The sequence below is a fragment of the Filimonas zeae genome (assembly GCF_014641615.1).
Lineage (GTDB): Bacteria > Bacteroidota > Bacteroidia > Chitinophagales > Chitinophagaceae > Filimonas > Filimonas zeae.
The window spans coordinates 146,170-171,950 of sequence record NZ_BMIB01000003.1 but is presented as its reverse complement, the minus strand read 5'-3'; the positions used below and the strand labels follow the sequence as shown (position 1 = coordinate 171,950).

Sequence of the window (25,781 nt, the reverse complement as noted above, 5' to 3'; positions counted from 1 at the left end):
GTACTTTGGCGGCATGCAACAGAATACCTTTTTGCTTTACGGCGCCAACGGCTATACCGGCGAACTGATTGCCCGTTTTGCCGGTAATTATGGTTTACAACCTGTGCTGGCCGGAAGAAATGAAAAAGCCATACGTGCACTGGCCGAACGTTTGCAATTACCCTGTTGCATTTTATCGCTCAACAATACTGACGCTTTGCAGCAGCAACTGAGCCAGACGCAACTGGTGGTAAATGCCGCCGGCCCTTATGATGTTACGGCCAAACCTATGGTGGAAGCCTGCCTGCAAAACGGCACCCATTATATTGACCTGAACGGCGATCTGGATGTATTTAATCTGTTACAGACATATGATACACAGGCCCGGGAAAAAGGCATAATGTTACTGCCCGGTGCGGGTTTTGATGTAGTACCTACCGATTGCCTGGCCTTGTGGCTGCAACAGCAACTGCCTGATGCCAACCTGCTGGAAATAGCTTTTGCTATAGAGGGCAGCCACCTTTCGCGGGGTACTGCCATTACTACTTTACAAAAGCTGGGCCTGCCCGGTGCCGTGCGTACCAACGGCCATATAACACCGGAACCGGTGGGCAAAACAGGCAGATGGGTGCAGTTTACCGGAAAACCGCGCAGACAATTTACCATGAGTATACCCTGGGGAGATATCAGCACCGCCTTTGTTTCCACCCGCATACCCAACATAGTTACCTATACCGGCGTAAGCCGCTTTACCTGGTTGTTTTTACGTGCACAGGCGGTGTTTAACCCGCTGCTACGCGCCGCCTGGATGCACCGGTTGATACAGAAGATAATACTGCGGCAAGCCCCCGGCCCTGATGACAATGTACGGGGTAAGGCTACCAGTTATATTAAAGCAGCCGTAACTAACCCGCAGGGACAAACCTTAATGGGCAGTATGCGCTGCCCCGAAGCGTACGCTTTAACAGCAGATGCCACCCTGCTGATAGCACAGAAAATATTATCGGATAAGTTTACCCCCGGCTACCAGACGCCTGCCAGCGCCTATGGTGCAGACCTGGTAATGGAAATTGCCGGGGTAACCCGTTGGCTGGAAAAAGAAGCTACCTGGTAAGCGCTATAAAAACGGTTACGCTGATACCAAGCCATAACAATACACCCAGTAACAAGGGAGCGATACCCACCTGTTTCAGTTGCGGTAACGACAGCCCCGCACCAATGAGAAATAAGGTAAGGGTTAAACCTGTTTTTGCCAGCTGTACTATACCTCCACTGTATTGCTGCACAACCGGTACATAAGAACGCAGCAATACCGCCACTATAAAAAGGCCGATAAACCACGGAATAGCAACCCGGCCAGGCGTACGGAACAACCATCCGGAAACCAGGGCCACCGGCATTATCCATAACGCACGCGCCAGTTTTAGGGTGGTAGCTGTTTCCAGCGCCTGCCCGCTGAACCTGGCGGCTGCTCCTGTAACAGAGCTGGTATCGTGTATAGCAATAGCACACCAGGCACCAAACTGTCCATCAGATAAATGAAACAGGTGCCCCAGAAAAGGGAAAACAAACAGCGCCAGCGTGTTTAACAGGAACACCACCCCCAGCGATACAGACACCTGCTTTTCTTCTGCCTGAATTACCGGCGCCACCGCCGCTATAGCACTGCCGCCGCAAACCGCCGTACCTGCCGCCACCAGCCACGCCGTTTTACCATCCAGCTTCAGCCATTTACCTGCCAGCAGGCCCAGCAACAGGGTACCGGCCACAGAACATACGGTAAGCAATATACCCTCGCGACCCGCCTTTATGGCATTGCCCGCAGAAATACCAAACCCCAGCCCTACTACCGACGCTTTCAGCAAAAACTGACTGTAACGGTACTGCCGGTGCAACCATGGGTGGCCGGTGGTATGCGCTACCGCCAGCCCCAGCAAAAGCGCCGCAGGTGCAGACATGAATGGAAATAAACAAATAATACCCGAGCCGGCAAAAACCACTTTTCTAACCAATGGATGCATAATTCCCTTCTTTGTGTTGACAACACAAAGTTGCGTGGTGCCAGGCACGCTACCTTATTGCAAAAGGTGATGCGCTATAACCGGAAGTTATAACGCAGGGCAAAATTCATAAACAGTTCCGGTAAAGATTCGGTTTGCCCATGTGGGCGGATGAAGTAAAAATCCCTTTCAATGGTAAGCCCTTTTACTTCTATTACAGCACACTCTTTATTCTGTAACTCCTTCAATACAGAGTGTACCGATAAAAAGGCCATACAATCAGAATGCAGCACATATTGTTTGGCACTTTCCGTGCTTTCCAGCTGCATTTCTTTTTTCAGCTGGCTTATTTTAATACCAAGCGGTTTTAGCGCATGTGCCAGTACCTCCAGCGTACCCGATCCGGGTTCGCGCATTAATAAAGGAATCTGTAGCAGTTCCTCCGGCTTAATTACACCCTTTCGCGCCAGCGGATGGTTAGATGCTGCTACCAGTACCAGTTCATCTTTTACAAATGGGGTGTACTTAAACAGGGCGTTTCTGGAGCGCCCTTCAATAATACCCAGATCAATTTTTTGCTGCTGCAGCAGATGCTCTATCTGCTCTGTATTGTTTACCGTTAGCTCTATACTGCTGCCGGTAAAACGGCGGTGGAAGGCTGCCAGTACACCCGGTAATACATACTGTGCCACGGTGGTACTGGCGCCAATGCGTATTTTGCCGCTATGCGGCTGGGCAAGGCTGTTCATGTCCAGCTCCAGGCTATGATATACATTCAACAACCGTCCCGTATGCTGCAGCAGAATATCACCGGCAGTGGTAAGCCTTATTTTAGTGCCGTTACGCTCAAACAGCTTTACTTTAAAATGCTGTTCCAGCTCCTGAATGTGTTTGGAAACGGCCGGCTGTGTAATAAACAACTCCTCAGCCGCTTTGGTAAAATTGAGGCGGCGGGCCACTGTGTGAAACACCTGTAAACGAAAATCGAACATAAGTACGTTTACTGCCAGCCAAGGTTACCCAAAAAGCGGCTGGTTTCTTCAAAGTTTTTATGTTGAAAGCCGTTTATACCCAGGCCCTCTGCCACTGATACAAACATTGCACGGTCATCTATATACAATACCTCTTCCGGTTTTACCAGCGCCACATCCAGTGCCATGCGGAATATATCAGCATCCGGCTTGCGGAAATGTACAAAGCAGGAGGAAATAAAGAAATCGACAAACTTATCCAGTCCGAACTTGCGTATACGATATTCGTTCAGTTCGCGCCCTTCGTTGTTTACAATAGCTATTTTAATACCGTATTGTTTTTTAATACGGCACACCAGATCAATCATATCCGGGTAAGCTTCTGTTTGGGCATACATAAAATCTTTAAACGTCTGCCGCTCAAAAGAACGCTCTTCATAAAAAACGGTTCTATCCAGATATTCGTCCAGCGTAAGTTTGCCTTCTTCGTAGGTATCAAAAGTAAGGTGGTGCCTTTCTTCCGTTTCAGGAAGGTCGAGTGAGAAAGTTTCCGCAGCACGTCTGCGGGCAGCCCTGTCCCAGCCATTGGTTAGCAATACCCCACCAATATCCAGAAACAGGGTGGTAATGGCCGTTGATTGATTCTTATCCATTCTTAAAGATACTTGTTTTACAGAGTACCCTGCTGCCTTTCGGGCAGTATGGCCGTGATTATAGTGCCTACTCCCTCCTGCGACTGCACCTGCAACCATCCATTGTGGTTCTGAACTATTTTGCGGCACAAGGCCAGCCCTATACCGGAACCGGGATACACATCGCGCGTGTGCAGGCGTTTAAACACTTCAAAAATCTGATCGGAATACCGGATATCGAACCCAATGCCATTATCGGCCACAGAAATAGCATACCATTGCTGCACACCTTTCAACAGCGGCTCCTGTTCCAGCTCTTCTACCTGTAAAGGCTGTACGCGTATTGCAATCTGCGGCAACACACCGGGCCGGGTAAACTTAAGCGCATTGCTAATGAGGTTAAATACCAGCTGGTTCATCTGCAACGGCTCCGCTTCAATGGCGGGTAGTCTGTCCCACTGTATATCTGCATTTTTATCCAGTATAGCCACTTCAAAATCGCTCAGCACATTCTGCAGCACGGTATCCAGGTCTACCATGCCTATCATCTTTTCGTTACGCAGCAGCCGCGAAAACTCCAGCAGGTCTTTAATCAGCACGCTCATCCTTTCGCCCGAATAAATAATCTTGGCCAGCATTTCACGGGCCTTGTCGGGCATTTCTTTATAGTTATATACCATGCCTGCATACAACCGTATTTTCCGCAGCGGTTCCTGTAAGTCGTGCGAAGCCACAAAAGCATACTGCTCCAGTTCTTTGTTGGAACGCTGTAGCAGCATATTGGCTTCATTCAGCTCTTCGTTGGTAGTGGTAAGTTCTTCGTTGGTAGATTGCAGTTCTTCTGTAGTGGCCTGTAACTCCTCTGTAGTAGCCTGTAATTCGCCGGTGCGCTCCTCTACCTGCTGCTCCAGCCTTATCTCAGCTTCGGCCAGTACCAGTTTGGCTTTTACCACGTCGGTAATTTCTTCTGCGGTGTTCAGCACCCCGTATACCTCGCCCTGTTGGTTTTTCAGCGGTGTATAACTGAAGTTATACCAGGTAGACGTAAGCTGCCCGTTGCGCATCAGCAGCACCTCCTCTTCGCGTGCTTCGTAAGCCACGCCGGTGCGGTATACCTGTTTAAGAATAGCCTCAAAGGGCTGGCCCTCCATTTCGGGAAGGGCTTCTGCAAAGGTTTTTCCTATTACAGAGGCGTCTTTTTCCCAGGCATTTAATATAGCCTGGTTTACCAGTGTTACCCGTAACTCCTCTCCCAGGTACATGCCTATAGGTGCGGGTGAAGACATGACCAGATCTTTAAAACGCCTTTCGCTTTCTTCCAGCACACGCCGGGCTTCCAGTTCAGGCCTCAGATCGCGCAGGGTGGCACCATAACCGATAAAAGTACCGTTATCAAAAATCTTTCGCACATCTGCATGGCAGGGTATAGTGGCAGCGGTGGACACCTGCTTCAACTGCACCCTGCCAGACCATGCTTCTTCTGCAAACACCGGATAATTGGCCGTAAACAAATCCTGCATCTGTATAACAGGCAATGCTCCTTCTTCTGCAATACCGGCAAGCCTTCTGCCTGTACGGTTGAGATAAACCAGATGGCCTTTTGTATCTGAAACTGCTTTTATATTCTCGCTGTTCTCCACTAACGACAGCAGTTTGCGCTGCTCCTGCCTCGCATTCATTTCCGGCGTTATATCCTGTATAAGACCCGAAAAATCAACAGGCGTACCAGACGAATCAAAGGTGTACATGCCGGTGATTTTAGCAGCATGTACCGATTCATCCCGCCATATAAACCGTGCTTCGTATTGCAGATAACCGGTTTCCAGCGCTTTTTCATAAGCCTGCCGGCGAATTTCCCTGTCCTCCGGGTGCACATGCCCTATCAGTGTAGCCCGGTTTATCTCCGCCGTTTCCACGCCGGTTATAATGCGCGCTCCTGTGGGGGAATACATATCTTCCCCCGTATTCATATCTATAAAAAAAGTACCTACGCCGGTGCGGTCTACTGCCAGGCGGGCAATACGTTCCGTTTTATTTGCCTGGCGGCGCTCTTCTACCTGTGCAGTAATATCCTGTGCGGTACCTGCAAACCGGTAGGCAATTCCTTTTTCATCAAAATAAGCCTGACCTTTACAATGCAACCAGCGCAGCCGGTTATCTTCTGCCCCTATGGTGCGGAAACGGATATCGTACACACCACCTGTTTGCGCGTCCAGCGCTGCAGCAACCGCTGCCGACACCAGCGGCACATCTTCTTTATGAATGTATTTCAACACCAGATCAAACGAAACAAAATCTGCCTTGGAAAACCCGTACAACTGCTTGCAACGTTCATCCCATTTTACCTGGCTGGTAAGCGGATATAATACCCAGGTACCTATTTCAGCCGCATCCAACGCAAAGCTGCGCTCCTTTTCGGCCTCGTTGCGCAACTGCTCTTCCCGTACGCGCTCTGTTACATCCTGCATTACACCGGCAATGCGCAGGGGTTTACCATCTTTGTATTGTACGTACCCCCGGTCGTACACGTAAGCATACGCACCATCACCCCGTAAAAACCGGTATTCGCCACACCAGTGGCTGCCCCCACGTTCCAGTAAACTATCAACCTCCTGCATTACCCGTGGCAGATCAGCCGGGTGTACCCGCTGCTTCCAGCTATCCGCGTCTGCAAACGTTTCCTCAGGATTTCCCAGCCATTTCCGGAAATGATCATTCCACCATAGCGTATTGTTCTGAATATTCCAGTCCCATATAAGATCACAGGTTGCCTTTTCCAGTAGCTCATACCGCTCTAACGCAGCCTGCCCTTCCCATTCATTCAGCCGCTCTGACATAATTACCTGATTTTACATGCAATATAAATGAAGTAAACCGGTAGTGCATCGTTTATACCATTGGTTTACACCAGACGGTTTGTTAATAATACCCCGGAAGCATAAACTGAAATATATTATTTTTTATTATAGCGTTTGCCTGGCCGGATGGAAAGCAAGAACAACCCACCTAAAGCATTAGCAATCAAAAATTTACATAAGAAGTAGCACAACAGAAAGCAATAAGGCCGGGGAAGGATAATGATTGTTTACACAAAATTATTATTACATATTATTAAATAATACGTTAAATTGCATGCAAGAGGATGTAATTTACCAAAACCGGATTTCTTCAGCAACCCCTTAAAAGAGGGAAAACGGACGATCAAAAGGGCCGCACAGCATCTTTCTTACCGAACAACAGTTATCTATTTATCCCCAGTAGAGAAATGCTGCAATAGCCAGCCATGGCCATCTATTGCAGTAACCAAAGACAGGAACAATTGCAGACCAGCGGTGATGTTACAGGCAGGGTGTGTTTATAAGTGAGTCATTTATAAAATCAAAATATCCTTTATGAAAAATTTTTTACCTGCTGCGCTGGCAGTACTATTTATGGTACTGCAGTACCAGGGCAATGCCCAGTACGATTATGACTACGAGGGACCATTATTTTCGCGGCCTAAGGCAATTGCATTAACCCTTGGTACGCAGGGTGTAGGTGTTGATTTTACCCAAAACGTCAGCTTTGGTGTATCTGTAAGGCTTGGGGCCAGCTATCTCCCTTTTTCTTATAAGTACTCCGGCCTTTTTGGCAATGTAAATTCTGATGTAAAACTAAAAACCAAAAACTTTGCAAATGCACATCTGCTTGTTGATTGGTTTCCATTTGAAACCCTTGGACTGCGTGTTACCCCGGGTGTAGGTTATTTTTTTAACGCGCAAAGTGTAGCTACTGTTACCCCTAAAGGAAATTATAAGTATGGCGATATTGATATAACCGGAGAAGATATTGGCACTATGACAGGCACACTGGAATGGAAAGGTCTGGCCCCTTACCTCGGTGCCGGCTGGCTTTTCAGTTTTCAGGAAGGAGAAAGCCCCATCAGTATTACGGTAGACCTGGGCACCTATTATTTATCAAGACCAGATGCCACATTAACAGGCACTAAGCTGCTGGAAAACAATTCTTACAACGAAAAACGCTTTCAGGAAAATGTAAAAAACTACCGCTGGCTACCTGTATTGCAAGCCAGTCTGAGATACACTTTTTAATCCTGTCCAATATCCAATAATCTTCTTTTTATGAAAAATCAGCAACGCTATCTGCTATACATAGCAGGCATTCTTTTACCGCTTATTACCATTATCTGGTGCTGCACCAAGCCAACCAAAGACTTCATCATTAACGTAAATTCAGACATTATTACGTATAAAGCCACTTTTGACTTTACCGATGCCCGTACCGGCAGAGCGCCAGCCGGCCTTACCGTATCACTTACCGGAGCAGACGCGGCCGTCATTTATGACTATTCAGGCACCAAAGCGCTGAAACTGCTTGACGGCCGGGTTACCGTGGGTGTGCACCCGCATAATAACCCTGCCGGAACGGCTGCCCTGTCGTTTAACATTGTGGCCACGGCAGATAACTATCTGCCGGTAAACATTCCTGTAACTATAGGCAGCACCAATCATAATCAGAACTTTTCTGTGCCTTTAATTAATATAGATAACCCACCCGATGGTGTGGCCACCAGAGAGCAGAATAATGCCATAACAAGCAGCACCACTCCTTCTGCAATTACAGTATCTACCAGCACCAATGCCACCACAACAGCATCCATAAACCTTATAATACCTGCAGGCACACAGCTGAGAAATGCCGCCAATGCCACTATTGCCGGCTCTTCGGTTAACTCTGTACTGTCTGCCTTTGACCCTGCACAACCTCTGGCATCCGTTAACCTGCCAGGCGGCTCTGTTCAAACCAACATTTCGGGCGGTCCCTCTTCTTCGCTGGTTTTTCAGCCTGCCGGTTTTGCCACTGTAATTTTGAAAGTGGGCAATACGGAAGTTAAAAACTTCAGCCAGCCCGTAACCGTACAACTGGGCCTGAATGCAACTACCTATAACCCGGTAACCAATGCTGTTATTAAAGCCGGCGACGTTTTGGATATTTACAGCTATCAGGTAGAAACCGGTGTGTGGAAGTATGAATCCACAGCCACTATTACCAGTAGTAGTGGCAGGCTGTTTGCGAATTTTCAGGTAAACCACCTCTGCAGCTTCCTGGCACATGTGCGCAACCCTGTACAACCCTGTAGCAATGTGGCCAGCATTACCTTTAATGCACCGCAGATTAACCCCAACAGCTCAGAGCAATTTATACTGGATATAACACCTGCCGGCCTTGGCAATAACGCCCCACCTGTTTTATCACAATACATTACCCTGCACGATAAAGATGTAATTAACTTCAGACGTATTACAGCAGGCGCAGTTAATATTAAAGTATCAGTGGTAGACTACGACCATTATAAGTTACATGAATACAGAAACCGCGGCGCACAGGTAGGTAGTGTAAATGTAAATATATGCGCAGCCGGCCAGTCAACCACGGTACCCATAAACTATGCACCAGGCACTTATTTAACTGGCACAGGCGCAGCTGTTTGCCCTAACAATCCTGCTGTGATATTTCTTCCGCCAGATGGAGCACAGGTTTACTACCGTAAAAGCGGAACAAGAGATCAATACCGTATTCTGGGTACCATTGTCAATCAGGGCATCACTACCACGCAACTGGTAACAGGCCAGCGTTATGATTTAAACGGAAACTACAGCGGTAAGATGGTGGGTAGAAGTGACGTATTAATCAGAACAGGAGTTTCCTTTCTGGATAGTACTGTTGTAATTAATTCAGGTAGCAGTTTCTGCCAGTAACAATCAACTCTACTCCATATAAAACAAGCAGCCTGCCTTATTTATCATAAATAGTGCAGGCTGCTTGTTTTTATCAATGCCTATGCTTTCTTTAAAAAATCGCGCACCACATACTGCAGAATCCCCCCGTTGCGGTAATACTCCAGTTCAATAGCCGAATCCAGCCGGGCCTTCACTTCAAATACAATAGCTTCTCCCTCATCCGGCTGTGCTTTTACATTCAGTATTTTACCGGCGCTGAGGTCGGTTTCAATACCAGTAATAGTGTAGGTTTCACGCCCGGTAAGGCCAAGCGTTTCTGCATTCTGGCCATCAATATACTCCAGTGGTATTACCCCCATACCCACCAGATTGCTGCGGTGTATACGTTCGTAGCTTTCTGCTATTACGGCTTTCACCCCCAGCAGGTTGGTGCCCTTGGCTGCCCAGTCGCGTGAGGAGCCACTGCCATATTCTTTACCTGCCAGTATTACCAGCGGCGTTTTTCTAACCGCATACTCTGTAGCGGCATCAAAAATGGGCAGCACATTGCCATCGGGTAATAAAGTAGTAAACCCGCCTTCTTTAGAAGATATCTGATTTTTAATGCGCACATTGGCGAAGGTGCCACGGATCATTACCTCTTCATTGCCCCGGCGCGAACCGTAGGAGTTGAACATTTTAGGATCAATGGCATGGTTAATCAGATACTTACCTGCCGGTGTATCTGCTTTAAAAGAACCTGCCGGTGAAATATGATCGGTAGTTACAGAATCGCCCAGTTTCAGCAGCACTCTGGCCTGTACAATGTCCTGCACCGGAGCAGGTACATCAGGCAGTTCTTTAAAAAAGGAAGCTTCTTTAATATAAGTAGAACTGTTGCTCCATTGGTAGTTTTTACCATCCGGTGCATGCAGCTCTTTCCATTGTTCATCACCATCGAATATCACCTTGTACACCTCTTCGTAATCTTCCCGCTGTACCGCCTTCATAACCGCCTGGTTAATCTCTTCCTGGGTAGGCCATATTTCGCGCAGGTATACCGGCTCGCCGTTGGGGTCTTTACCCAGCGGTTCAGACAACAAATCCAGATCTACCCGGCCTGCTATAGCATAAGCTACTACCAGCATGGGCGAGGCCAGAAAATTCATTTTTACCTGCGGGTGTACACGGGCTTCAAAGTTGCGGTTGCCGGATAATACAGACGCTACCACCAGCTTACCTTTATCTACCGCTTCTGCAATATGCGGCGGTAACGGGCCGCTGTTGCCTATGCAGGAAGTACAGCCATAGCCCACGGTATGAAAGCGAAGTGCTTCCAGATCGCCCAGCAATTCGGCCCTTTTCAGGTATTGTGTTACCACACGGGAACCCGGTGCCAGACTGGTTTTTACCCAGGGCTTAACATCAAGCCCGCGTTTAATGGCCTTTTTAGCTACCAGCCCCGCCCCTATCATTACCGTAGGGTTAGAGGTATTGGTACAACTGGTAATGGCGGCAATAACAATAGAGCCATCGCTTAACACATACTCTTCGTTATGCAGCTTTAAACGTACGGTTTGTAATGTATTTTCTACTTCTACCGCCACATCGTTATCATGCTTTTGCACCTCGTAACTGAAAGTAGAACCGGAACCGCCTTCTGAAAGCCAGGCATTATCTCTGCGCTTACTTTCGGGCGTATACATACGTTGATATTCTTTACCCAGCAACTCGCTGAACTGGTTGTGTACCTCCGTTACCGGAATACGATCCTGAGGGCGCTTGGGCCCTGCCACAGATGGTTTTACCGCACTCAGGTTCAACTCCAGTACATCCGAATACACAATCTTATCTTCCCCCTCACGCCACAGCATATTGCTTTTACAATACTCCTCCACCAGTTTAATCTGCTCCGCACTCCGGTTGGTACGTTGCATGTACTGCAGGGTTTGATCGTCGATAGGAAAATAGGTAACCGTACAGCCGAATTCGGGAGACATATTAGAGATGGTAGCACGGTCTGGCACGGTAAGATGATCCAGCCCTTCCCCAAATACTTCTACAAACTTGCCTACCACACCGTATTTGCGCAGCAGCTGCGTAATAGCCAGTACCATATCGGTAGCAGTTACCCCTTCTGACAGCCTGCCGGTAAGTTTTAAGCCAATTACCTGCGGGCAGGTAAAGTAAATAGGCTGCCCCAGCAACGCGGCTTCTGCCTCAATACCACCCACGCCCCATGCCATTACACCAATACCATTTACCATAGGTGTGTGCGAATCGGTACCTACCAGCGAATCGGGGAATAACCAGCCATCCCGGTCAATAACCCCTTTGGCCAGGTATTCCAGGTTTACCTGGTGGCAAATGCCCATACCCGGCGGTACCACCGTAAAATTATCAAAAGCCTGCTGTGCCCATTTCAGTAACTGATAGCGCTCTTTATTGCGTTCGTATTCGTAAGTAACGTTTTTGGTATAGGCATAATCGGTGCCGAAGAAATCTACCTGAACGGAGTGATCCACCACCAGATCCACCGGTATCAGCGGATTAATTTTACTGCCATCTTTCCCTCTCCGCACCACTTCAGACCGGATAGACGCCAGATCTACCACAGCAGGTACACCGGTAAAATCCTGCATCAGCACCCGCGCCGGTTTAAAAGGCACTTCTTTATCGGTGCCGGCTGGCTCCCAGTTAATCAAAGTGTTTACATGCTCTTCTGTGATAGCAAAGTTGTCCTGATTACGCAACACGTTTTCCAGTAGTATTCTGATAGAAAACGGCAGCCGCGCAATGTTTTTTCCATTCTGCTCCTGCTGTGCAAGAGATGCGATTTTTGATTGCATGTTCATCGTTTTGATAAAAAGTAAAGTAAACTAGCTTATGCTTCTGACATATTCAGCGTACCCGCGTTTTGGTACAACAAAATCAGATTGATATACAACAACAAACAAGCCGGGAAGGTGCATTGTTTACCACATAAGCCGGTTTTCACTTTATCATAGCCCTTTAACCGGCTTTTAAAACGGCTACGGTTACCAGTAGCTGCCCGGTATGCCGGGTGGTATGTTCCGCTGCGTGAAACAACAACCCGCCTACGGTAGAAGGCAGTTGCTTACGCCCTACCCCACGCCAATTAGTAAGTATACTTTCATCTATACCGGATAATTGCTGTACAAAAAGCTGTATAGCACTGTTAAGCGCATCTACCAGCGTGGCAGGCTCCAGACCAGGCACTTCTTTGCCTTCAGCTGCCAGATACTGTAGCTGTTGTTCTGTCAAAGGCTGGCCCTGCGCATAGGTATACATACGATCCAACACCCCGGTAATATGTTGCAGGTGAAACCCCGGCGAAGCCAGCCCCGCAGGCTTTTGCCATAATAAATGCACCGGAAAATCTGTTAACAGTATGGTAATTTCCTGTGCAGCCTGCAGTAAAGCATGCGCTACCGGTTGCAACGGCGCGGGCACGCCGTTTATGGGGCCGCGCAGCCACATTTCTGGTTGTTCCTGTAACATATAATATCATCAGTTATGCTGACAAAGGTCATCTTTTTTGTTGTAGGGTGCAGGTAGCTTTGCTATAGAAGAAAACAGGAAACGTATGTATAGCGACAGAATTAAACATCCGGCACTTCAACATAAATTAATAACTGCGCAGGAAGCCGCAGGCATGATACGCAACAACACCGTAGTGGGCTCCAGCGGCTTTACCCAAAGCGGCGACAGCAAGGTAGTACTACCTGCGCTGGCAGAAAGAGCAACGCATGATCCGTTGCAGATTACTTTAATTACCGGAGCCTCACTGGGCCATGGTACGGATGGCTTGCTGGCCAACGCGCATGCCCTGCACCGCAGGTTACCCTTTCAGGTAGATCCGGTGCTGAGAAAAAGCATTAACAAAGGGGAAGTATTGTTTATAGATCAGCATTTATCTGAAACTGCAGAGCAACTGAAATCAGGCCATTTTCCACATATGGATATTGCCATTCTGGAAGCTGCTTTGATTGAAGAAGATGGCAGTATTGTACCTACTACCTCTGTTGGTAATTCAGCTGCCTTTGCCCAGCTGGCAGATAAGATTATTATTGAACTGAATATAAGTGTACCCCTTTCTGTAAACGGGCTGCACGATATATTTTATACCGGCAACTTTCCCAATCACCGCATTATACCGGTTACAAGGCCCGATATGCGCATTGGGCGCACCAGTATACCGGTTGACCCCGAAAAGATTATTGGTATTGTAATTACCGATATACAGGACAGTGCGGCAGATATTGCTGCACCGGATGCTGCTACCACCGCCATTGCCGGGCACCTGCTGGAATTTTTTAATTATGAAATTAAAAAAGGACGCCTTACCCAATCGCTGCTGCCCCTGCAGGCGGGCATTGGCAAAGTGGCCAACTCTGTTTTAACCGGCTTACTGAACAGTGATTTTCACGACCTGACTATGTATTCAGAGGTGCTGCAGGATAGCACTTTTGACTTGATTGATGCAGGAAAAATGCTGTTTGCTTCCGGCTCTTCTATTACGGTTTCAGCCCCGTATTACGAAAAGATTTTCCGCGAGATAGAGCGCTACAAAAAACACATTGTATTAAGGCCGCAGGATATCAGCAATGCCGCCGAAGTAATACGCCGGTTGGGTGTTATATCTATCAACACGGCACTCGAATGCGACATTTACGGCAATGTGAACAGTACGCATATCGGAGGCACACATATGATGAATGGCATAGGTGGTTCCGGGGATTTTGCACGCAATGCTTACCTGAGCATTTTTGTTACCAGCGCTGCAGGCAAAAACAACGATATCTCACGCATTGTGCCTATGGTGCCGCATGTGGACCATTCTGAACACGATGTAGATGTTATTGTAACCGAAAACGGCCTGGCCGACCTGCGTAACCTGGCACCCCGCGAAAGGGCTAAGCTGATGATAGCACATTGCGCGCACGCGGAATACCGGCCTCACCTGCAGGATTATTTTACAGAAGCCTGCCAGGCCGGAGGCCAGACACCACATTTGTTACATAAAGTTTTTGACTGGCATACGCAGTATAAAAACACCGGCTCTATGAAAAAAGAAGTATTAGAGCCGGAGATATACTAGCTGTTATCTGCCAGAGGCTCGAAGAACTGTGCTGCTATTTCATCAATCATTTCAGGTCTGAGTGGCTTGGTCATAAAGCGTAGTACCTGGTTATACCCCCGGGCTTTGGCTTCATCATCGGGATTGAGTGAGGTGGTTAGCATTACAATAATAATTTGTGCTTTGCTGGTTTCCGGCAGCTTATTGTATTCTTCCAGAAACTCCCATCCATCCATGCCGGGCATATTAATATCCAGAAGGATAATGCCCGGCCGTGGTGCCGGGTCTTCTGCTGTACTGGCTGAGGTAATAAAGTCCAGCCCTTCCCGCGCCGATTCTGCCACCTGTACATGCACCTGTACCTGCGAACGGCCAATAGCTTTGGTATGAATAAAATTAGTTACATGATCATCGTCTATCAGTAATATACAGTCTAACGCTTTGTACTTCTTCATAACTCCTTCAGGGCAATATTCCATTGATTGTTGTAAAATGGCTACCCTATATACGCAAATATAGGGCAACAGGTTTGCCCCATAAAAAGCCCCCTGGCCGTATTTTGTAACAACCAGAGGGCCTTTAATAACTAATATTTGTTATTATTATTTGACGGGCTGTACACGAAACCAATCAAAATCGGCAAAACCCGCATCATTAATCTGTGTGGTACGCGTGCAATAGATGCCTACTTTAGCCCCTATCCACCGGCCTACTTCTGCCACAAACGTATCGCCTGCGTTGGTGTAGTTTACACCATCCAGGCTATAACTAAAACGGCATTTAGCACCCTGCGTAACCGTAACCCGGAAATACACATCGCGGCTGGTTAATTTAACCAGTTCTGTTTCTGCCTCAGCCTTTCCTTTCACAGCATCTTTACAAAGGGTATACACCAGGTAATTGCCATCTTTACGGCTTTTTACCGCCAAACCGGCATAGCTGTAGCCCATTACTACCAGTCCCGCCTTTTCATTCACCAGCTTTTCATTGGGGGTAAAAGACAGTTTGGTAGTGGCCATAAACTCATCTGCCGGTGTTTTCTGCATCAGCACATTGGGCACATCCCACAAATTGGCTGCACTATCAGGTATTTTATCAGAGAACAAACGAAGGCTGCCTTTAGTGGGATGCATAAAACTCCAGGTGGCTTTGGGGTTGGCCTGCCATTGCCATTGCAGCCCTGGCATGTTGCCATTGAATTCATCACTTTCCGCTGGTGTTGCAACCGGCCATGTTTTGCCAACGTTCGGCTTTTTAAAGGTAAGTACCGGCTCGCCCTTGCCATCGCCATCTTTATCAATGCCAATTACCGGCCAGTCGTTCACCCATTTCATGGGTTGCAGATGTACTACCCTGCCATAAGCCTCTTTATCCTGAAAATGTAAAAACCAGTCCTCGCCGGTTTGGGTAGTTACCCATGCACCCTGGTGCGGACCGTTTACGGACGTTGAACCCTGTGCCATTACCACCCTGCGCTCGTATGGGCCGTAAATATGTTTAGAACGCAATACTATCTGCCAGCCGGTAGGCACGCCACCCGCAGGGGCAAATATGTAATAGTATCCGTTGCGTTTATAAAACTTGGGACCCTCTACCGTTACATCTTCTGTACCGTGGCCATCATATACCAACACACCGGCATCTGTTGTGCGGGTGCCTTCGGCATTCATTTTTTTAACTACTACAACACTTTTAATACCGGCACGGCTGCCGGCGTAAGCGTGTACCAGATAGGTTTGTCCGTCATCATCCCATAGCGGACAGGGATCAATTAAACCTTTTCCGCCTTCTACCAGTACCGGATCGCTCCAGGGCCCGTTAATACCGGCGGCTTTGGTTACATAAATACCAAAGTCAGGATCGGGGTAGTAAATATAAAATTCTCCTTTATGGTAACGGATAGCAGGTGCCCACACACCGTTGCCATGCTGCGTTTTAGAAAAGTGCTCAAAAGGCGGCTGGCGTTTAAGGGCATGGCCAATGATAGTCCAGTTAACCAGATCTTTGGAATGTAGAATGGGCAAGCCCGGCACCGCATCAAAGCTGGAGGCAATGAGGTAGTAATCATTCCCTACGCGTATCGCATCCGGGTCGGAATAATCTGCGTTTAACACGGGGTTTTTATACGTTCCATCACCGTTATCTGCCACCCATACCTGTGATAGGGCGGGTGTTTTACCGGCGGTAGTTTGTGCATGTGTTACACCTGTAAATGACAAGCCAAGGGGCAGCAGAAAAATAAGTTTTTGTACAATGTTTTGGTTACGCATATGGCAATATTGCAGTTGAATTTTATGGTTTCCAGTTTCCGAATATATTTTCCAATGTATACTGCTTTACCTGCTTTGCAGTAAGCTGTTTACTCCAGTTAGCCCTTTTATTGCCGGCTCCCGGTCCGGTGCTGCCATACTCCGCATATAACACCGTTTTTTCGTTTTCGGGGTTACGCCAGTTATCCCATCCTACAGGCAGTATATGGCTGCCCATTTGTGTGCGGATGAATACGGTTTTGGCATTGGGGCGCCAGGGGCGGCCCAGAAACACCTTTCGGGCAGCGGTATCTGCAATAAGATTACAATCGAAAAACACATAACCATATTGCTGGCGTGGCGTGGTAGAAGCGGCGGTAATATAAGAGTTGGTAAGGTTTTTTATGGTACAGCGCTGAAACACCGCAGTAGCTTCACCAAATATAAAATCGGTGGTGCCCTCTATATAGCAATCACGGTACAGTTGCCTGCTGTTTTCAGTAGCAGTATACAAAGTATCCTGATTGCCGAGTAAACGGCAGTTGGTGATAATACAGCGATCGCCCTCTACGTGCAGCGCCACAGCCTGCCCTACCCTGCCAGATGTGTTTTCGATGGTAATACCACTGGCAGTAAAATCATTCCCCTGCACCAGTACGGTGTAAGACGTATAGGTGCTGAACTTGTCTTTACCGGTAGCATCTTTACCGTTATAAGGCTTGCCCGAATAGTCGTTCCAGGTGATAATGGTACTGTCTTTATCTTCCCCTACCAGAGATATTTTTGTTTTCCAGGAAGGAATTACCAGCTTTTCCCGGTAAACACCTTTTTTAATGTGAATGGTTACCTGCTGCTGCGATAAATCGCGCACGGCGTTTACAGCCTCCTGTATAGTTGTAAAATTACCACTGCCATCTTTAGCCACTGTAAACTGTGAGGGATATACTACCGGCTGGGCAACAAGCTGTATCAGAAAGCAGCATAACACACAGCCGGATAATAATAGCTTTTGCATATATATTATTTTTTAGCGGTACTGATGGATAATGCTTTTTCTGCTGCTTCGTGCAAAAACTCACTTACCTGTGTAGCCCCTGCGGTATTGGTATTGAGTAATTTAATATCGCTGCTGTTTTTGCCGCTTACGCGCAATAACAACGGTACATTTTTGCCGTAGTTAATGTTATCTACCGTAATGCCTTTTGCGTTTTCCAGGTATACTACCGGGTTATTCTGTTCAGCCACCACCTGTATATCTTTCAGGGTAACATTACTGCTTTCAATCAACTCAACACCCTTATTCACTTTAAGTACAATATTGCTCAGCTGTATGTTTTTCACATGCATTTCGGGCAGGCCCCGCATAAATATACCTTTAGTGGCACCATTGCATACTACGTTGGTAATGTAAAAATCGCGGAACTGCGGGGTAGCTTCTGTTACAGCAGGCGCTGCTTCTACCACTACGCCGGCTGGTGGTTTGGTAAAATAATACATATCAAAGTAAATAGCCTCGCCCACTATGTTGCGCATAGCAATATTACGTACGTATATTTTTTCCACTACGCCACCGCGGCCACGGGCAGTTTTAAAACGAAGCCCTTTATCAGAACCAATGAACGAGCAGTTTTCTACAAAAATGTTTCTGGCGCCACCACTCATTTCGCTGCCTATTACCACACCGCCATGGGCATGGTATACAATGTTGTTTCGTATAATAGCATTCTCGGTAGGCATGCCTCTTTTGCGGCCTTCCTCATCGCGGCCTGATTTAATGCAGATACCATCATCTCCCACATCAAACGTACAGCCTTCTACCAATACGTTTTTGCACGATTCCAGATCCAGCCCATCACCATTAGGCGCGGTTTCGGGGTTTTTAGCATATACGTTACGTAAAGTAATATCCTCGCACATCAGCGGGTGTAAACACCAGGCGGGCGAATTCTGAAAAGTTACCCCTTCCAGCAGCACCTTTTTGCAACTGGTGAACACTACCATGTTCGGCCGCAGATAGTCCTTTACGTGTTCAAAATCTTTCAGGGTTTTGCCATCTTTTAAAATACCGTTATCCCTGGTTAAATGCCCCTTCAATGTTTTTTCAGTGGGGAACCAGCGGCTGCCATCTTCACTTACAATACCACCGGAGGCTATCTTCTTTTTCCATTCTCTTTCGGTAAAACGGTCGCGGAAGCCCATATGCCATACACTGCCATTGCCATCAATTACACCGGCACCGGTAACGGCAATATTTTCTGCGTTGGCGGCAGAAAGGGGCGACTGGTTGCGCGCGCTGCGCACTCCTTCAAAGTTACCCTCTACCAGCGGATACTGATCAAAATCGCCGGTGAACTGCAATATGGCCGCCCGTTTTAAATGCAGGTTTACATTGTTTTTCAGCACCACAGGCCCCGTCATCCACAGGCCTTCCGGAATTAATACCACACCGCCGCCTTTTTTACTACAGGCGTCAATAGCATTATTAATACTGGCTGTATTTAAGGTAATACCATCTGCTTTGGCCCCAAAGGCCACAATGCTGAATGTATCCTTTTTAAAAACAGGCTGCTGAATAACCGGCAAACGGTTCCATGAATAATCCTGGGATGTGCTTTTTTGAGCAGTAACAGGTGTGGTTACAGAAATACCACCCACGGTGAGAAATAGCCCTAATAAACGTAATGAATTCATGACAAGCGATTTATCTATGCTATAATCAGCAATGCTATTGCGTTTTTACCAGAACACCGGGAGTTTTTACGCAATCGATTTCATAACGCGGTATAAAAGACCGCTTCACCACGGTTTTGTGAATGTTTAACGTTTTTAGTGGTGGGCTGATACCCGATATCTGCCATAAATATGCATATTTACAGGTATAAATAAACAAACCCACATGAAACAATGGACTGCCCTTTCAATAATTGCATTAGCGTTTGCAGCCTGCGGCACGCCTAAAACCTATTTTAATGCTACGGTACGTAATACTATTGAAGCCAACCAGCTGCCCATCAATCAGGTTCAGTTTTATGTAGACCGTGATGTGGAACTAAAACGGGAAGTAGCATCGGGCAGCACCAAGGTATCTGCCGGTGTGGTTAAACTGGAAAACGGACGGTTTGTGAATATTATTACCCTGAAAAAGAACACGCCGGGCGTTTGTATTAAAACGTATCCGGATAAGATGGACATATCGTTTGAAGTAGGTGACGGCAAGTTTCTGACTTTTGGTAAACTGAAACGGGATGACCGGGCACCTTATACCCTGTATGCAGACTCCTGGCATAACGATATGGGCGCTATTACCTACGATGGCAAGCAGTACTACATTCTGGCCAGAGGCTCTGAAGCCAGACTGATGATAAAGAAAAGCGTACTCAATTCTTCCAAAGTGGAGAAAAGAGAAATGAAAGGCCGTAAAGTAACCGGATAATGGCACAGGGCTTGAAATACCTACTACAAACCTTACAGTATGAAAACACTTGGTATTGTATTAATTGTGGTAGGTATTGCCATGATAGTAATTAAAGGCTTTTCTGTTACCACGGAGAAAAAGGTGGTGGACCTGGGCCCGTTAGAAGTAAATAAAAAGGAAAACAAATGGATTGGCTGGCCAACCTATGCCGGCGCAGCCGTTGCGGTAATAGGTGTAATATTAGTAGCTACCGATAAAAGGAAAAGCTAGCACTATTGCGCGTTAATATATGCCGCTATTTCATCAGCATTCAGTATGCTATCTACCGCTACGTGGTTGATGGCATACTGAGGCATATAAGCCGCCGAAGCGGTTGCCGGATTCTGGGCCAGGCAAATGCCACCATGTTGCTTTACTATTTTCATACCTGCTGAGCCATCTGCATTAGCACCTGATAATATGATGGCGGTTAATTTTTTGCCAAAGGCTTCCGCAGCCGATTCAAAAGTTACATCAATACTGGGCCGGCTGTAGTTAATTTTTTCAGAGGCATCCAGCGATAAGCCTCCCTGCTTTTCCAGCAGCAAATGATAATCTGCCGGGGCTATATAAATAGTGCCGCCTACCAGCACATCGCCATCTTCCACTTCTTTTACAGGCAAATTTGTTTTGGCCGTAAGCAATTCGGTAAGAATATTCTCCTCAGATATTTTGCGGTGCAATACTATAATAACCGGCACCTGCATGGTTGTTTTTAATAACGGAAGTACACGCAATATCACGTCCAGACTGCCCGCAGAACCACCTATCACTATTAAGCCTGTCAGATGTGTTATTCTATTTTCCTCCATATCTTCTGTTTGTTATCCAACTGTCTGAACTTGTGTGCCACCGGCGAAAACTTCAGGTTTTCTTTGGAGCCCAACGCCAGAAAGCCCAGCTTTTCCAGACTTTCATCAAAAAGCACAAAAGCTTTGTCTTTCAGCGGCCGGTCGAAATAAATGAGTACGTTTCTGCAAACAATTAACTGAAATTCATTAAAAGACCGGTCTGAAACCAGGTTATGCGTACTTACAATAATGCTTTTACTCAGGCTGGCATCAAACCGGGCCCTTTCGTAGTTGGCAGTGTAATACTTCGAAAAATCTTCTTTACCGCCCGAAGCTATATAGTTTTCAGAATACTGCTTCATCTGGCTTAAAGGGAACATACCCGTACGCAGCTTTTCCAGCACCTTAGGGTTTATATCCGTTGCGTATAAAAGCGATTTATGTAACAGATTGGCTTCCTGTAACAGAATAGCCATAGAAAACACTTCCTCTCCTGTGGAGCAGCCTGCATGCCATATGCGTATAAAAGGATGTGTGGCCAGAACAGGTAACACCTCTTCGCGTAAGGCTTTGTAAAACGAAGGATCGCGGAACATTTCCGTTACGTTTACGGTAATTTCTTCCACAAAACGGCTGAAGTAATCGGCATCTGTTCTTATCTTATACCGGAACTCAGCAAAGGAAGGAAACTTATCCAGCGCAAACAAACGGTTAATACGCCTGCCTAAAGAAGCCCGCGCATATTCTGAAAAATCGTATCCATACAAGCTGACTACATCGTTTAACAGAATATCTATTTCATGATCATGAATATATGTATTTTCCAAGCCGGTTATACTATTAAAGCGTTCATTAATCTTATCAGTTCATCAATATCCACCGGCTTGGATACGTACCCGTCTGCACCCGCACGCAGGCAACGTTCGCGGTCGCCCGCCATGGCCTGTGCGGTAACAGCTATTACTGGAATACCCTTGTACTTTTCAACAGCTTTAATGGCAGGCAGGGCTTCATATCCGTCTATTTCCGGCAGCATCATATCCAGCAATACAACTTTTATGCCTTCCTCCTGTGCCATGGTATGCAACGCCTCATGCAAATCTCCTGCAGCAAGGCAGGTGTACCCCCTGGCTTTCAGCACAGCCGAAAGCGCAAATATGTTGCGTGCATCATCGTCTACAATCAATAATTTATCCTTGCCCATAATACTACTTCGTGGTTCAACTATTTAGTTTCTGTCGTACAACCAAACACGTAACAATGAAAGCAACTGATCTATATCTACCGGTTTGGTAATATAATCCGAAGCACCGGCGCTGATGCACTTAGCCCTGTCGCCCGTCATGGCCTTCGCCGTAACTGCTATTACCGGCAGGTTACGGAAAGCCTGCTTTTCACGTATCAGGCGTGTACTTTCGTAGCCATCCATTTCCGGCATCATCATATCCATCAGCACAATATCTGTATCCGGATGTATTTCCAGCTGCCTCAGCGCCTCCCGGCCATCCATGGCAGAAATAACATTCATATGAAACGCCTCCAGCGCCTTGGTTAAGGAGTAAATGTTCCTTACATCGTCATCCGCAATCAGCACCTTTTTGCCTTTCAGCACATCCTGCAACTGGCCCAGGTTACGGTATTGCCTGTTCTGCTCCACGCTTTCCTTTTTCTCTTCTACCAGATGCAGAAACAGCGATACCTCATCCAGAATACGCTTGTAAGAATGGGCTGTTTTAATAACAATAGAATCAGCATATTTCTTAATACGCAGCTCTTCTGCCCTGGACAGGCTTTTGCCGGTAAATATAATAATAGGCAGGTTTTCCAGGCCAGGCCTTTTCTTCACTTCCTCCAGGGTATCGTACGCATTCTGATCGGGAACCCCCATATCCAGAATTACGCAGTTTACCTGTTGCTGGTTAAGCGCCTGCACACTGTCGTTTACATTATCAGTTATTTCAGCATTTACCTCATGCGTTTCCAGGAAGTAAGCCAGCGCTTTGGCGTGTCTGGTATTCTCTTCCACAATCAGCACCTTACGCGGGTTGGCAGTAAGCACCTGCTCTATCTTTTTAAAGATATCCTGCATTTGCTCGTACGCTACCGGTTTATTGATGAAATCAACCGCCCCCTTACTCAGGCTCTGATACCTGAACTCCAGTGATGACATAATATGCACCGGTATATGCCTCGTAAGCGGCGATGCTTTCAGCATTTCCATTACCTCCCAGCCATCTTTAACAGGCAACTGAATATCCAGCAGAATACCTGCGGGCTGGTACATAGAGGCCAGTTCCATTACTTCATCACCACGTACACTCACTATGCCCTTATAGCCTTTTTTATGGGTATAATCCAGTAGCGAACGGGCAAAGTTTACATCGTCCTCTACAATCAGTATACAGTTATCACCCGGTTGTACCGTACTGCGGTCGTCTGGTATATTATCCGGAATAACATCAGAAATATAACGTTCTGCACGTTGTGCCGCTCTTGCTTCGGCGTCTTCTGCGGGTACCTCCTCCGGCGCAGGTGTGGTTTTTATCAGTTCCTCCTTGTCAGAAGCCGCAAGAGCATTTTCGGCGGCCACCTTGTTTGCCGGTATATATACCGTAAACTCGCTGCCCTCGTTAACCGTACTTTCCAGTGTTATGTTGCCACCCAGCAGTTTTACCAGTTCGCGGCTGATAGATAAGCCTAAACCCGTTCCGCCATACTTGCGGCGGGTAGAGCCATCGGCCTGCTGGAAGGCTTCAAAAATCAGCAGTTGCTTGTCTTTGGAAATACCAATACCGGTATCTTTTACCGTAAAGGCAAGCATGGCACTGTTGCCGGCTGCCACATTCACATCCATACGTACATAGCCCCTTGCTGTAAATTTCAGGGCATTGGATAACAGGTTTTTCAGAATCTGCTCCAGACGCATTTTATCTGTTTCAAAAGCAGCAGGTACTTCTTCATGTACCCGTACTTCAAACTCCACCCCTTTTTCACGGGCAAGCGGGTTAAACAACGCTTTCATATCAGCGGCTACATCGTTTACCTGCACGTTGGAGTATTCCAGTTCCATTTTGCCTGCCTCAATTTTAGACAGATCCAGTATTTCATCAATCAGCGATAACAATCCATGGCCGGAACTGAGTATTACATTGGCATACTCTATCTGTTCTCTGGTAAGGTTTTTATCGTTATTTTCCGACATTAAGCGGGATAACAGCAGAATGGAGTTTAATGGAGTACGCAGCTCGTGCGACATATTAGCCAGAAACTCTGACTTATACTTGGTACTTAACGCCAGCTGCTCCGCTTTACGCTGTATTTCAATATTGCGTTCAAAAATAAGGTTGTTCTTTTCTTCCAGCAGGCGGGTTCTTTCTTCCAGTTCGGTATTGGCCTCTTTCAGTTCCTCCTGCTGTACTTTCAGTTCTTCTTCAGAAGCCTGTAGTTTCTGCGTTTGAATTTCCAGTTCGGCGTTAATATTCTCCAGTTCGCTGTGTTGCGCTTGCAGTTCTTCTGCCTGCGATTGCGTTTCTTCCAGCAGTTCCTGCAACTTCTTCCTGTTTTCTATGCTGTTGATAATAACACCTATGTTGTGCGATACAGCGCGGATAAAAGCCAGGTCATTTTCGGTATAAGTTTGCAGCGAAGCCAGTTCTATTACCCCTACCACCTGCCTTTCAAACACCACCGGAAAAGCCACCACATCTACCGGCTTTATTTCACCGGCAGCATAACTGATGGTAAGCTGATTAACAGGTATATCCTTCAACCTTATTTCAATGCCGCTGGCTGCACACTGGCCGGTTATACCATCGCCTAAAGCCACCATTTCTCTTTCTTTGGTAACCCTAAAGGCATATCCGTTAATATAACGCAGCATTTTGTCGGTTTCTTTCAGGTAAAAGGCCCCCACCTGGCTGTGTGTGTAATGCGCTATAAATTCTGTTACATTGTACGCCAGCAACTGCAGGTTATATTCACCCAGCATTTTATCGTTCAGGGTGGCTATACCGGTTTGCAGCCATTCTTTATCAGACAAAGCAGTAAAACTGTTTTCCAGCGATGCTGCCATGCGGTTTACAGAAAATGCCAGTTCGCCCAATCCGTCCCTGCCTTCATCCGCTGCGCGGGTACCATATTCGCCCTCTGCAATTTTATTGGCAATATCGCTGATAAGGTTAATGCGGCGGGTAATATCTGCATCCTTTGCTTCCAGTGCCAGTTGTAACAGAGACCTTTTTTCAAAATCGCTGTTTACCCTTATCAGAGATATGATGGTAATTAAGAAGGCCAATGCTGTAGCAATAAGAATAATATTAGGGGTATACTCGGCAAATTTTGTCATACTGCCGGTTCTTTCGGCCAGCAACACCTGCTCCTGTGTAATCATTACATCCACCAGTGCGCGTGCCGCATCCATGTTACGCTTACCTGCTTCCAGGTCGTCCATTTCAATAGCCTGCCCATCCTTCTTTTTGTCAATCAGAATACGCAGCTGGCTCATGCGGTTGTTTACAATATCCAGTAACTGTTCGCAGTTTACCTGCTGCTGCCGGTTATCTGTGGTAAGCGTTTTTACCCGCCTTACACAGGCCGTGGCACTATCGTAAGCGCCATTGTACGGAGATAGAAAGCTGGCCTTACCGGTAAGCAAAAAGCCACGCTGGCTGGTTTCGGCATCTTTTAGGTACGAAATAGATTTCTCCAGGTTTTCTATTACCTTTTGCGTATGTGTTACCCACCGGGTGCTGGTGATAAGGCCTTGTATGCTGTTGTAAGATGCTATGGCACTTACAATAAGCAGCAACAGGGAAATACCAAAGCCAATAAGCATGTTTCTTTTAAAAGCCGACTTCATTTCCTTTGCTTTTTTTTCCATGTTGT

Annotated in this window: 20 protein-coding genes; 6 read left to right on the top strand and 14 right to left on the bottom strand. The window is 46.9% G+C overall.

Translation table 11 applies throughout. The features are described from left to right. Positions 1 to 13: 13 nt before the first annotated feature. Complete coding sequence (locus tag IEY13_RS13700) at positions 14 to 1,093, top strand: saccharopine dehydrogenase family protein (RefSeq protein ID WP_188953016.1); 1,080 nt, start codon at positions 14 to 16, stop codon at positions 1,091 to 1,093. On the opposite strand, the gene IEY13_RS13695 is transcribed toward IEY13_RS13700, so the two are convergent. The 4 genes from IEY13_RS13695 to IEY13_RS13680 form a co-directional block, all read right to left on the bottom strand. Next, the gene (locus IEY13_RS13695; protein ID WP_229687860.1) at positions 1,083 to 1,937 is read right to left on the bottom strand and encodes a YeiH family protein; all 855 of its coding nucleotides are present in this window, start codon (positions 1,935 to 1,937) and stop codon (positions 1,083 to 1,085) included. The genes IEY13_RS13700 and IEY13_RS13695 overlap by 11 nt on opposite strands. A 137-nt stretch (positions 1,938 to 2,074) precedes the next feature. Then, on the bottom strand, positions 2,075 to 2,971 hold the full coding sequence (locus IEY13_RS13690; RefSeq protein ID WP_188953012.1) for a LysR family transcriptional regulator: 897 nt from the start codon (positions 2,969 to 2,971) through the stop codon (positions 2,075 to 2,077). 8 nt (positions 2,972 to 2,979) lie between these two features. Beyond that, the gene (locus tag IEY13_RS13685) at positions 2,980 to 3,603 is read right to left on the bottom strand and encodes an HAD family hydrolase (RefSeq protein ID WP_188953010.1); all 624 of its coding nucleotides are present in this window, start codon (positions 3,601 to 3,603) and stop codon (positions 2,980 to 2,982) included. Between the two features lie 17 nt (positions 3,604 to 3,620). After that, on the bottom strand, positions 3,621 to 6,419 hold the full coding sequence (locus tag IEY13_RS13680) for a PAS domain-containing protein (RefSeq protein WP_188953008.1): 2,799 nt from the start codon (positions 6,417 to 6,419) through the stop codon (positions 3,621 to 3,623). A 555-nt stretch (positions 6,420 to 6,974) separates the two neighbouring features. On the opposite strand from IEY13_RS13680, the gene IEY13_RS13675 reads away from it, so the two are divergent. Together IEY13_RS13675 and IEY13_RS13670 are read left to right on the top strand one after the other, a co-directional pair. Continuing rightward, complete coding sequence (locus IEY13_RS13675) at positions 6,975 to 7,673, top strand: hypothetical protein (RefSeq protein ID WP_188953006.1); 699 nt, start codon at positions 6,975 to 6,977, stop codon at positions 7,671 to 7,673. Positions 7,674 to 7,703: 30 nt separating this feature from the next. Then, positions 7,704 to 9,341 (top strand): hypothetical protein, encoded by a 1,638-nt coding sequence (locus tag IEY13_RS13670; protein ID WP_188953004.1) that lies wholly within the window; start codon positions 7,704 to 7,706, stop codon positions 9,339 to 9,341. Between the two features lie 80 nt (positions 9,342 to 9,421). Here the strand turns inward: IEY13_RS13670 and acnA are convergent, their stop codons facing one another. Beyond that, entirely contained in the window at positions 9,422 to 12,151 is a 2,730-nt protein-coding gene (gene acnA, locus IEY13_RS13665) for an aconitate hydratase AcnA (protein ID WP_229687859.1), read from the bottom strand. Between the two features lie 163 nt (positions 12,152 to 12,314). Continuing rightward, the gene (locus IEY13_RS13660; RefSeq protein ID WP_188953000.1) at positions 12,315 to 12,824 is read right to left on the bottom strand and encodes a DinB family protein; all 510 of its coding nucleotides are present in this window, start codon (positions 12,822 to 12,824) and stop codon (positions 12,315 to 12,317) included. Between the two features lie 85 nt (positions 12,825 to 12,909). Between IEY13_RS13660 and scpC the strand changes: the two genes are divergently transcribed. Then, positions 12,910 to 14,424 (top strand): succinyl-CoA:acetate CoA-transferase ScpC, encoded by a 1,515-nt coding sequence (gene scpC, locus IEY13_RS13655; protein WP_188952998.1) that lies wholly within the window; start codon positions 12,910 to 12,912, stop codon positions 14,422 to 14,424. On the opposite strand, the gene IEY13_RS13650 is transcribed toward scpC, so the two are convergent. The 4 genes from IEY13_RS13650 to IEY13_RS13635 form a co-directional block, all read right to left on the bottom strand. Further along, positions 14,421 to 14,858, bottom strand: a complete 438-nt coding sequence (locus IEY13_RS13650) for a response regulator (RefSeq protein ID WP_188952996.1) — start codon at positions 14,856 to 14,858, stop codon at positions 14,421 to 14,423. The two genes, scpC and IEY13_RS13650, sit on opposite strands and share 4 nt — an antisense overlap. A gap of 147 nt (positions 14,859 to 15,005) precedes the next feature. Continuing rightward, positions 15,006 to 16,673, bottom strand: a complete 1,668-nt coding sequence (locus IEY13_RS13645) for a glycoside hydrolase family 43 protein (RefSeq protein ID WP_188952994.1) — start codon at positions 16,671 to 16,673, stop codon at positions 15,006 to 15,008. A gap of 22 nt (positions 16,674 to 16,695) precedes the next feature. Beyond that, the gene (locus IEY13_RS13640) at positions 16,696 to 17,667 is read right to left on the bottom strand and encodes a pectinesterase family protein (RefSeq protein ID WP_188952992.1); all 972 of its coding nucleotides are present in this window, start codon (positions 17,665 to 17,667) and stop codon (positions 16,696 to 16,698) included. A 5-nt stretch (positions 17,668 to 17,672) separates the two neighbouring features. Then, positions 17,673 to 19,343 (bottom strand): glycoside hydrolase family 28 protein, encoded by a 1,671-nt coding sequence (locus IEY13_RS13635; RefSeq protein WP_188952990.1) that lies wholly within the window; start codon positions 19,341 to 19,343, stop codon positions 17,673 to 17,675. A 205-nt stretch (positions 19,344 to 19,548) separates the two neighbouring features. On the opposite strand from IEY13_RS13635, the gene IEY13_RS13630 reads away from it, so the two are divergent. Beyond that, the gene (locus IEY13_RS13630; RefSeq protein WP_188952988.1) at positions 19,549 to 20,085 is read left to right on the top strand and encodes a hypothetical protein; all 537 of its coding nucleotides are present in this window, start codon (positions 19,549 to 19,551) and stop codon (positions 20,083 to 20,085) included. 39 nt (positions 20,086 to 20,124) lie between these two features. Further along, on the top strand, positions 20,125 to 20,337 hold the full coding sequence (locus tag IEY13_RS13625) for a hypothetical protein (protein WP_188952986.1): 213 nt from the start codon (positions 20,125 to 20,127) through the stop codon (positions 20,335 to 20,337). A 2-nt stretch (positions 20,338 to 20,339) separates the two neighbouring features. Here the strand turns inward: IEY13_RS13625 and IEY13_RS13620 are convergent, their stop codons facing one another. The 4 genes from IEY13_RS13620 to IEY13_RS13605 are packed head-to-tail and all read right to left on the bottom strand — an operon-like array spanning position 20,340 to position 25,776. Then, positions 20,340 to 20,918 carry a chemotaxis protein CheB gene (locus IEY13_RS13620; protein WP_188952984.1) on the bottom strand — a complete coding sequence of 193 codons (579 nt, stop codon included), beginning with the start codon at positions 20,916 to 20,918 and terminating at the stop codon, positions 20,340 to 20,342. Next, a complete protein-coding gene (locus IEY13_RS13615; protein WP_188952982.1) occupies positions 20,900 to 21,724 on the bottom strand; it encodes a CheR family methyltransferase in 825 nt (274 codons plus the stop codon). Before IEY13_RS13615 ends, IEY13_RS13620 begins: the two co-directional genes overlap by 19 nt. A gap of 5 nt (positions 21,725 to 21,729) precedes the next feature. Further along, positions 21,730 to 22,101 (bottom strand): response regulator, encoded by a 372-nt coding sequence (locus IEY13_RS13610; protein WP_188952980.1) that lies wholly within the window; start codon positions 22,099 to 22,101, stop codon positions 21,730 to 21,732. Positions 22,102 to 22,125: 24 nt separating this feature from the next. Continuing rightward, positions 22,126 to 25,776: a response regulator gene (locus IEY13_RS13605; protein ID WP_229687858.1), complete on the bottom strand. Its 3,651-nt coding sequence runs from the start codon at positions 25,774 to 25,776 to the stop codon at positions 22,126 to 22,128. Positions 25,777 to 25,781 lie beyond the last annotated feature (5 nt).

Coding starts and splice junctions, on each gene's coding strand:
- IEY13_RS13700 (WP_188953016.1), top strand. CDS start 14: ATGCAACAGAATACCTTTTTGCTTTACGGCGCCAACGGCTATACCGGC.
- IEY13_RS13695 (WP_229687860.1), bottom strand. CDS start 1,937: ATGTCTGCACCTGCGGCGCTTTTGCTGGGGCTGGCGGTAGCGCATACC.
- IEY13_RS13690 (WP_188953012.1), bottom strand. CDS start 2,971: ATGTTCGATTTTCGTTTACAGGTGTTTCACACAGTGGCCCGCCGCCTC.
- IEY13_RS13685 (WP_188953010.1), bottom strand. CDS start 3,603: ATGGATAAGAATCAATCAACGGCCATTACCACCCTGTTTCTGGATATT.
- IEY13_RS13680 (WP_188953008.1), bottom strand. CDS start 6,419: ATGTCAGAGCGGCTGAATGAATGGGAAGGGCAGGCTGCGTTAGAGCGG.
- IEY13_RS13675 (WP_188953006.1), top strand. CDS start 6,975: ATGAAAAATTTTTTACCTGCTGCGCTGGCAGTACTATTTATGGTACTG.
- IEY13_RS13670 (WP_188953004.1), top strand. CDS start 7,704: ATGAAAAATCAGCAACGCTATCTGCTATACATAGCAGGCATTCTTTTA.
- acnA (WP_229687859.1), bottom strand. CDS start 12,151: ATGCAATCAAAAATCGCATCTCTTGCACAGCAGGAGCAGAATGGAAAA.
- IEY13_RS13660 (WP_188953000.1), bottom strand. CDS start 12,824: ATGTTACAGGAACAACCAGAAATGTGGCTGCGCGGCCCCATAAACGGC.
- scpC (WP_188952998.1), top strand. CDS start 12,910: ATGTATAGCGACAGAATTAAACATCCGGCACTTCAACATAAATTAATA.
- IEY13_RS13650 (WP_188952996.1), bottom strand. CDS start 14,858: ATGAAGAAGTACAAAGCGTTAGACTGTATATTACTGATAGACGATGAT.
- IEY13_RS13645 (WP_188952994.1), bottom strand. CDS start 16,673: ATGCGTAACCAAAACATTGTACAAAAACTTATTTTTCTGCTGCCCCTT.
- IEY13_RS13640 (WP_188952992.1), bottom strand. CDS start 17,667: ATGCAAAAGCTATTATTATCCGGCTGTGTGTTATGCTGCTTTCTGATA.
- IEY13_RS13635 (WP_188952990.1), bottom strand. CDS start 19,343: ATGAATTCATTACGTTTATTAGGGCTATTTCTCACCGTGGGTGGTATT.
- IEY13_RS13630 (WP_188952988.1), top strand. CDS start 19,549: ATGAAACAATGGACTGCCCTTTCAATAATTGCATTAGCGTTTGCAGCC.
- IEY13_RS13625 (WP_188952986.1), top strand. CDS start 20,125: ATGAAAACACTTGGTATTGTATTAATTGTGGTAGGTATTGCCATGATA.
- IEY13_RS13620 (WP_188952984.1), bottom strand. CDS start 20,918: ATGGAGGAAAATAGAATAACACATCTGACAGGCTTAATAGTGATAGGT.
- IEY13_RS13610 (WP_188952980.1), bottom strand. CDS start 22,101: ATGGGCAAGGATAAATTATTGATTGTAGACGATGATGCACGCAACATA.
- IEY13_RS13605 (WP_229687858.1), bottom strand. CDS start 25,776: ATGGAAAAAAAAGCAAAGGAAATGAAGTCGGCTTTTAAAAGAAACATG.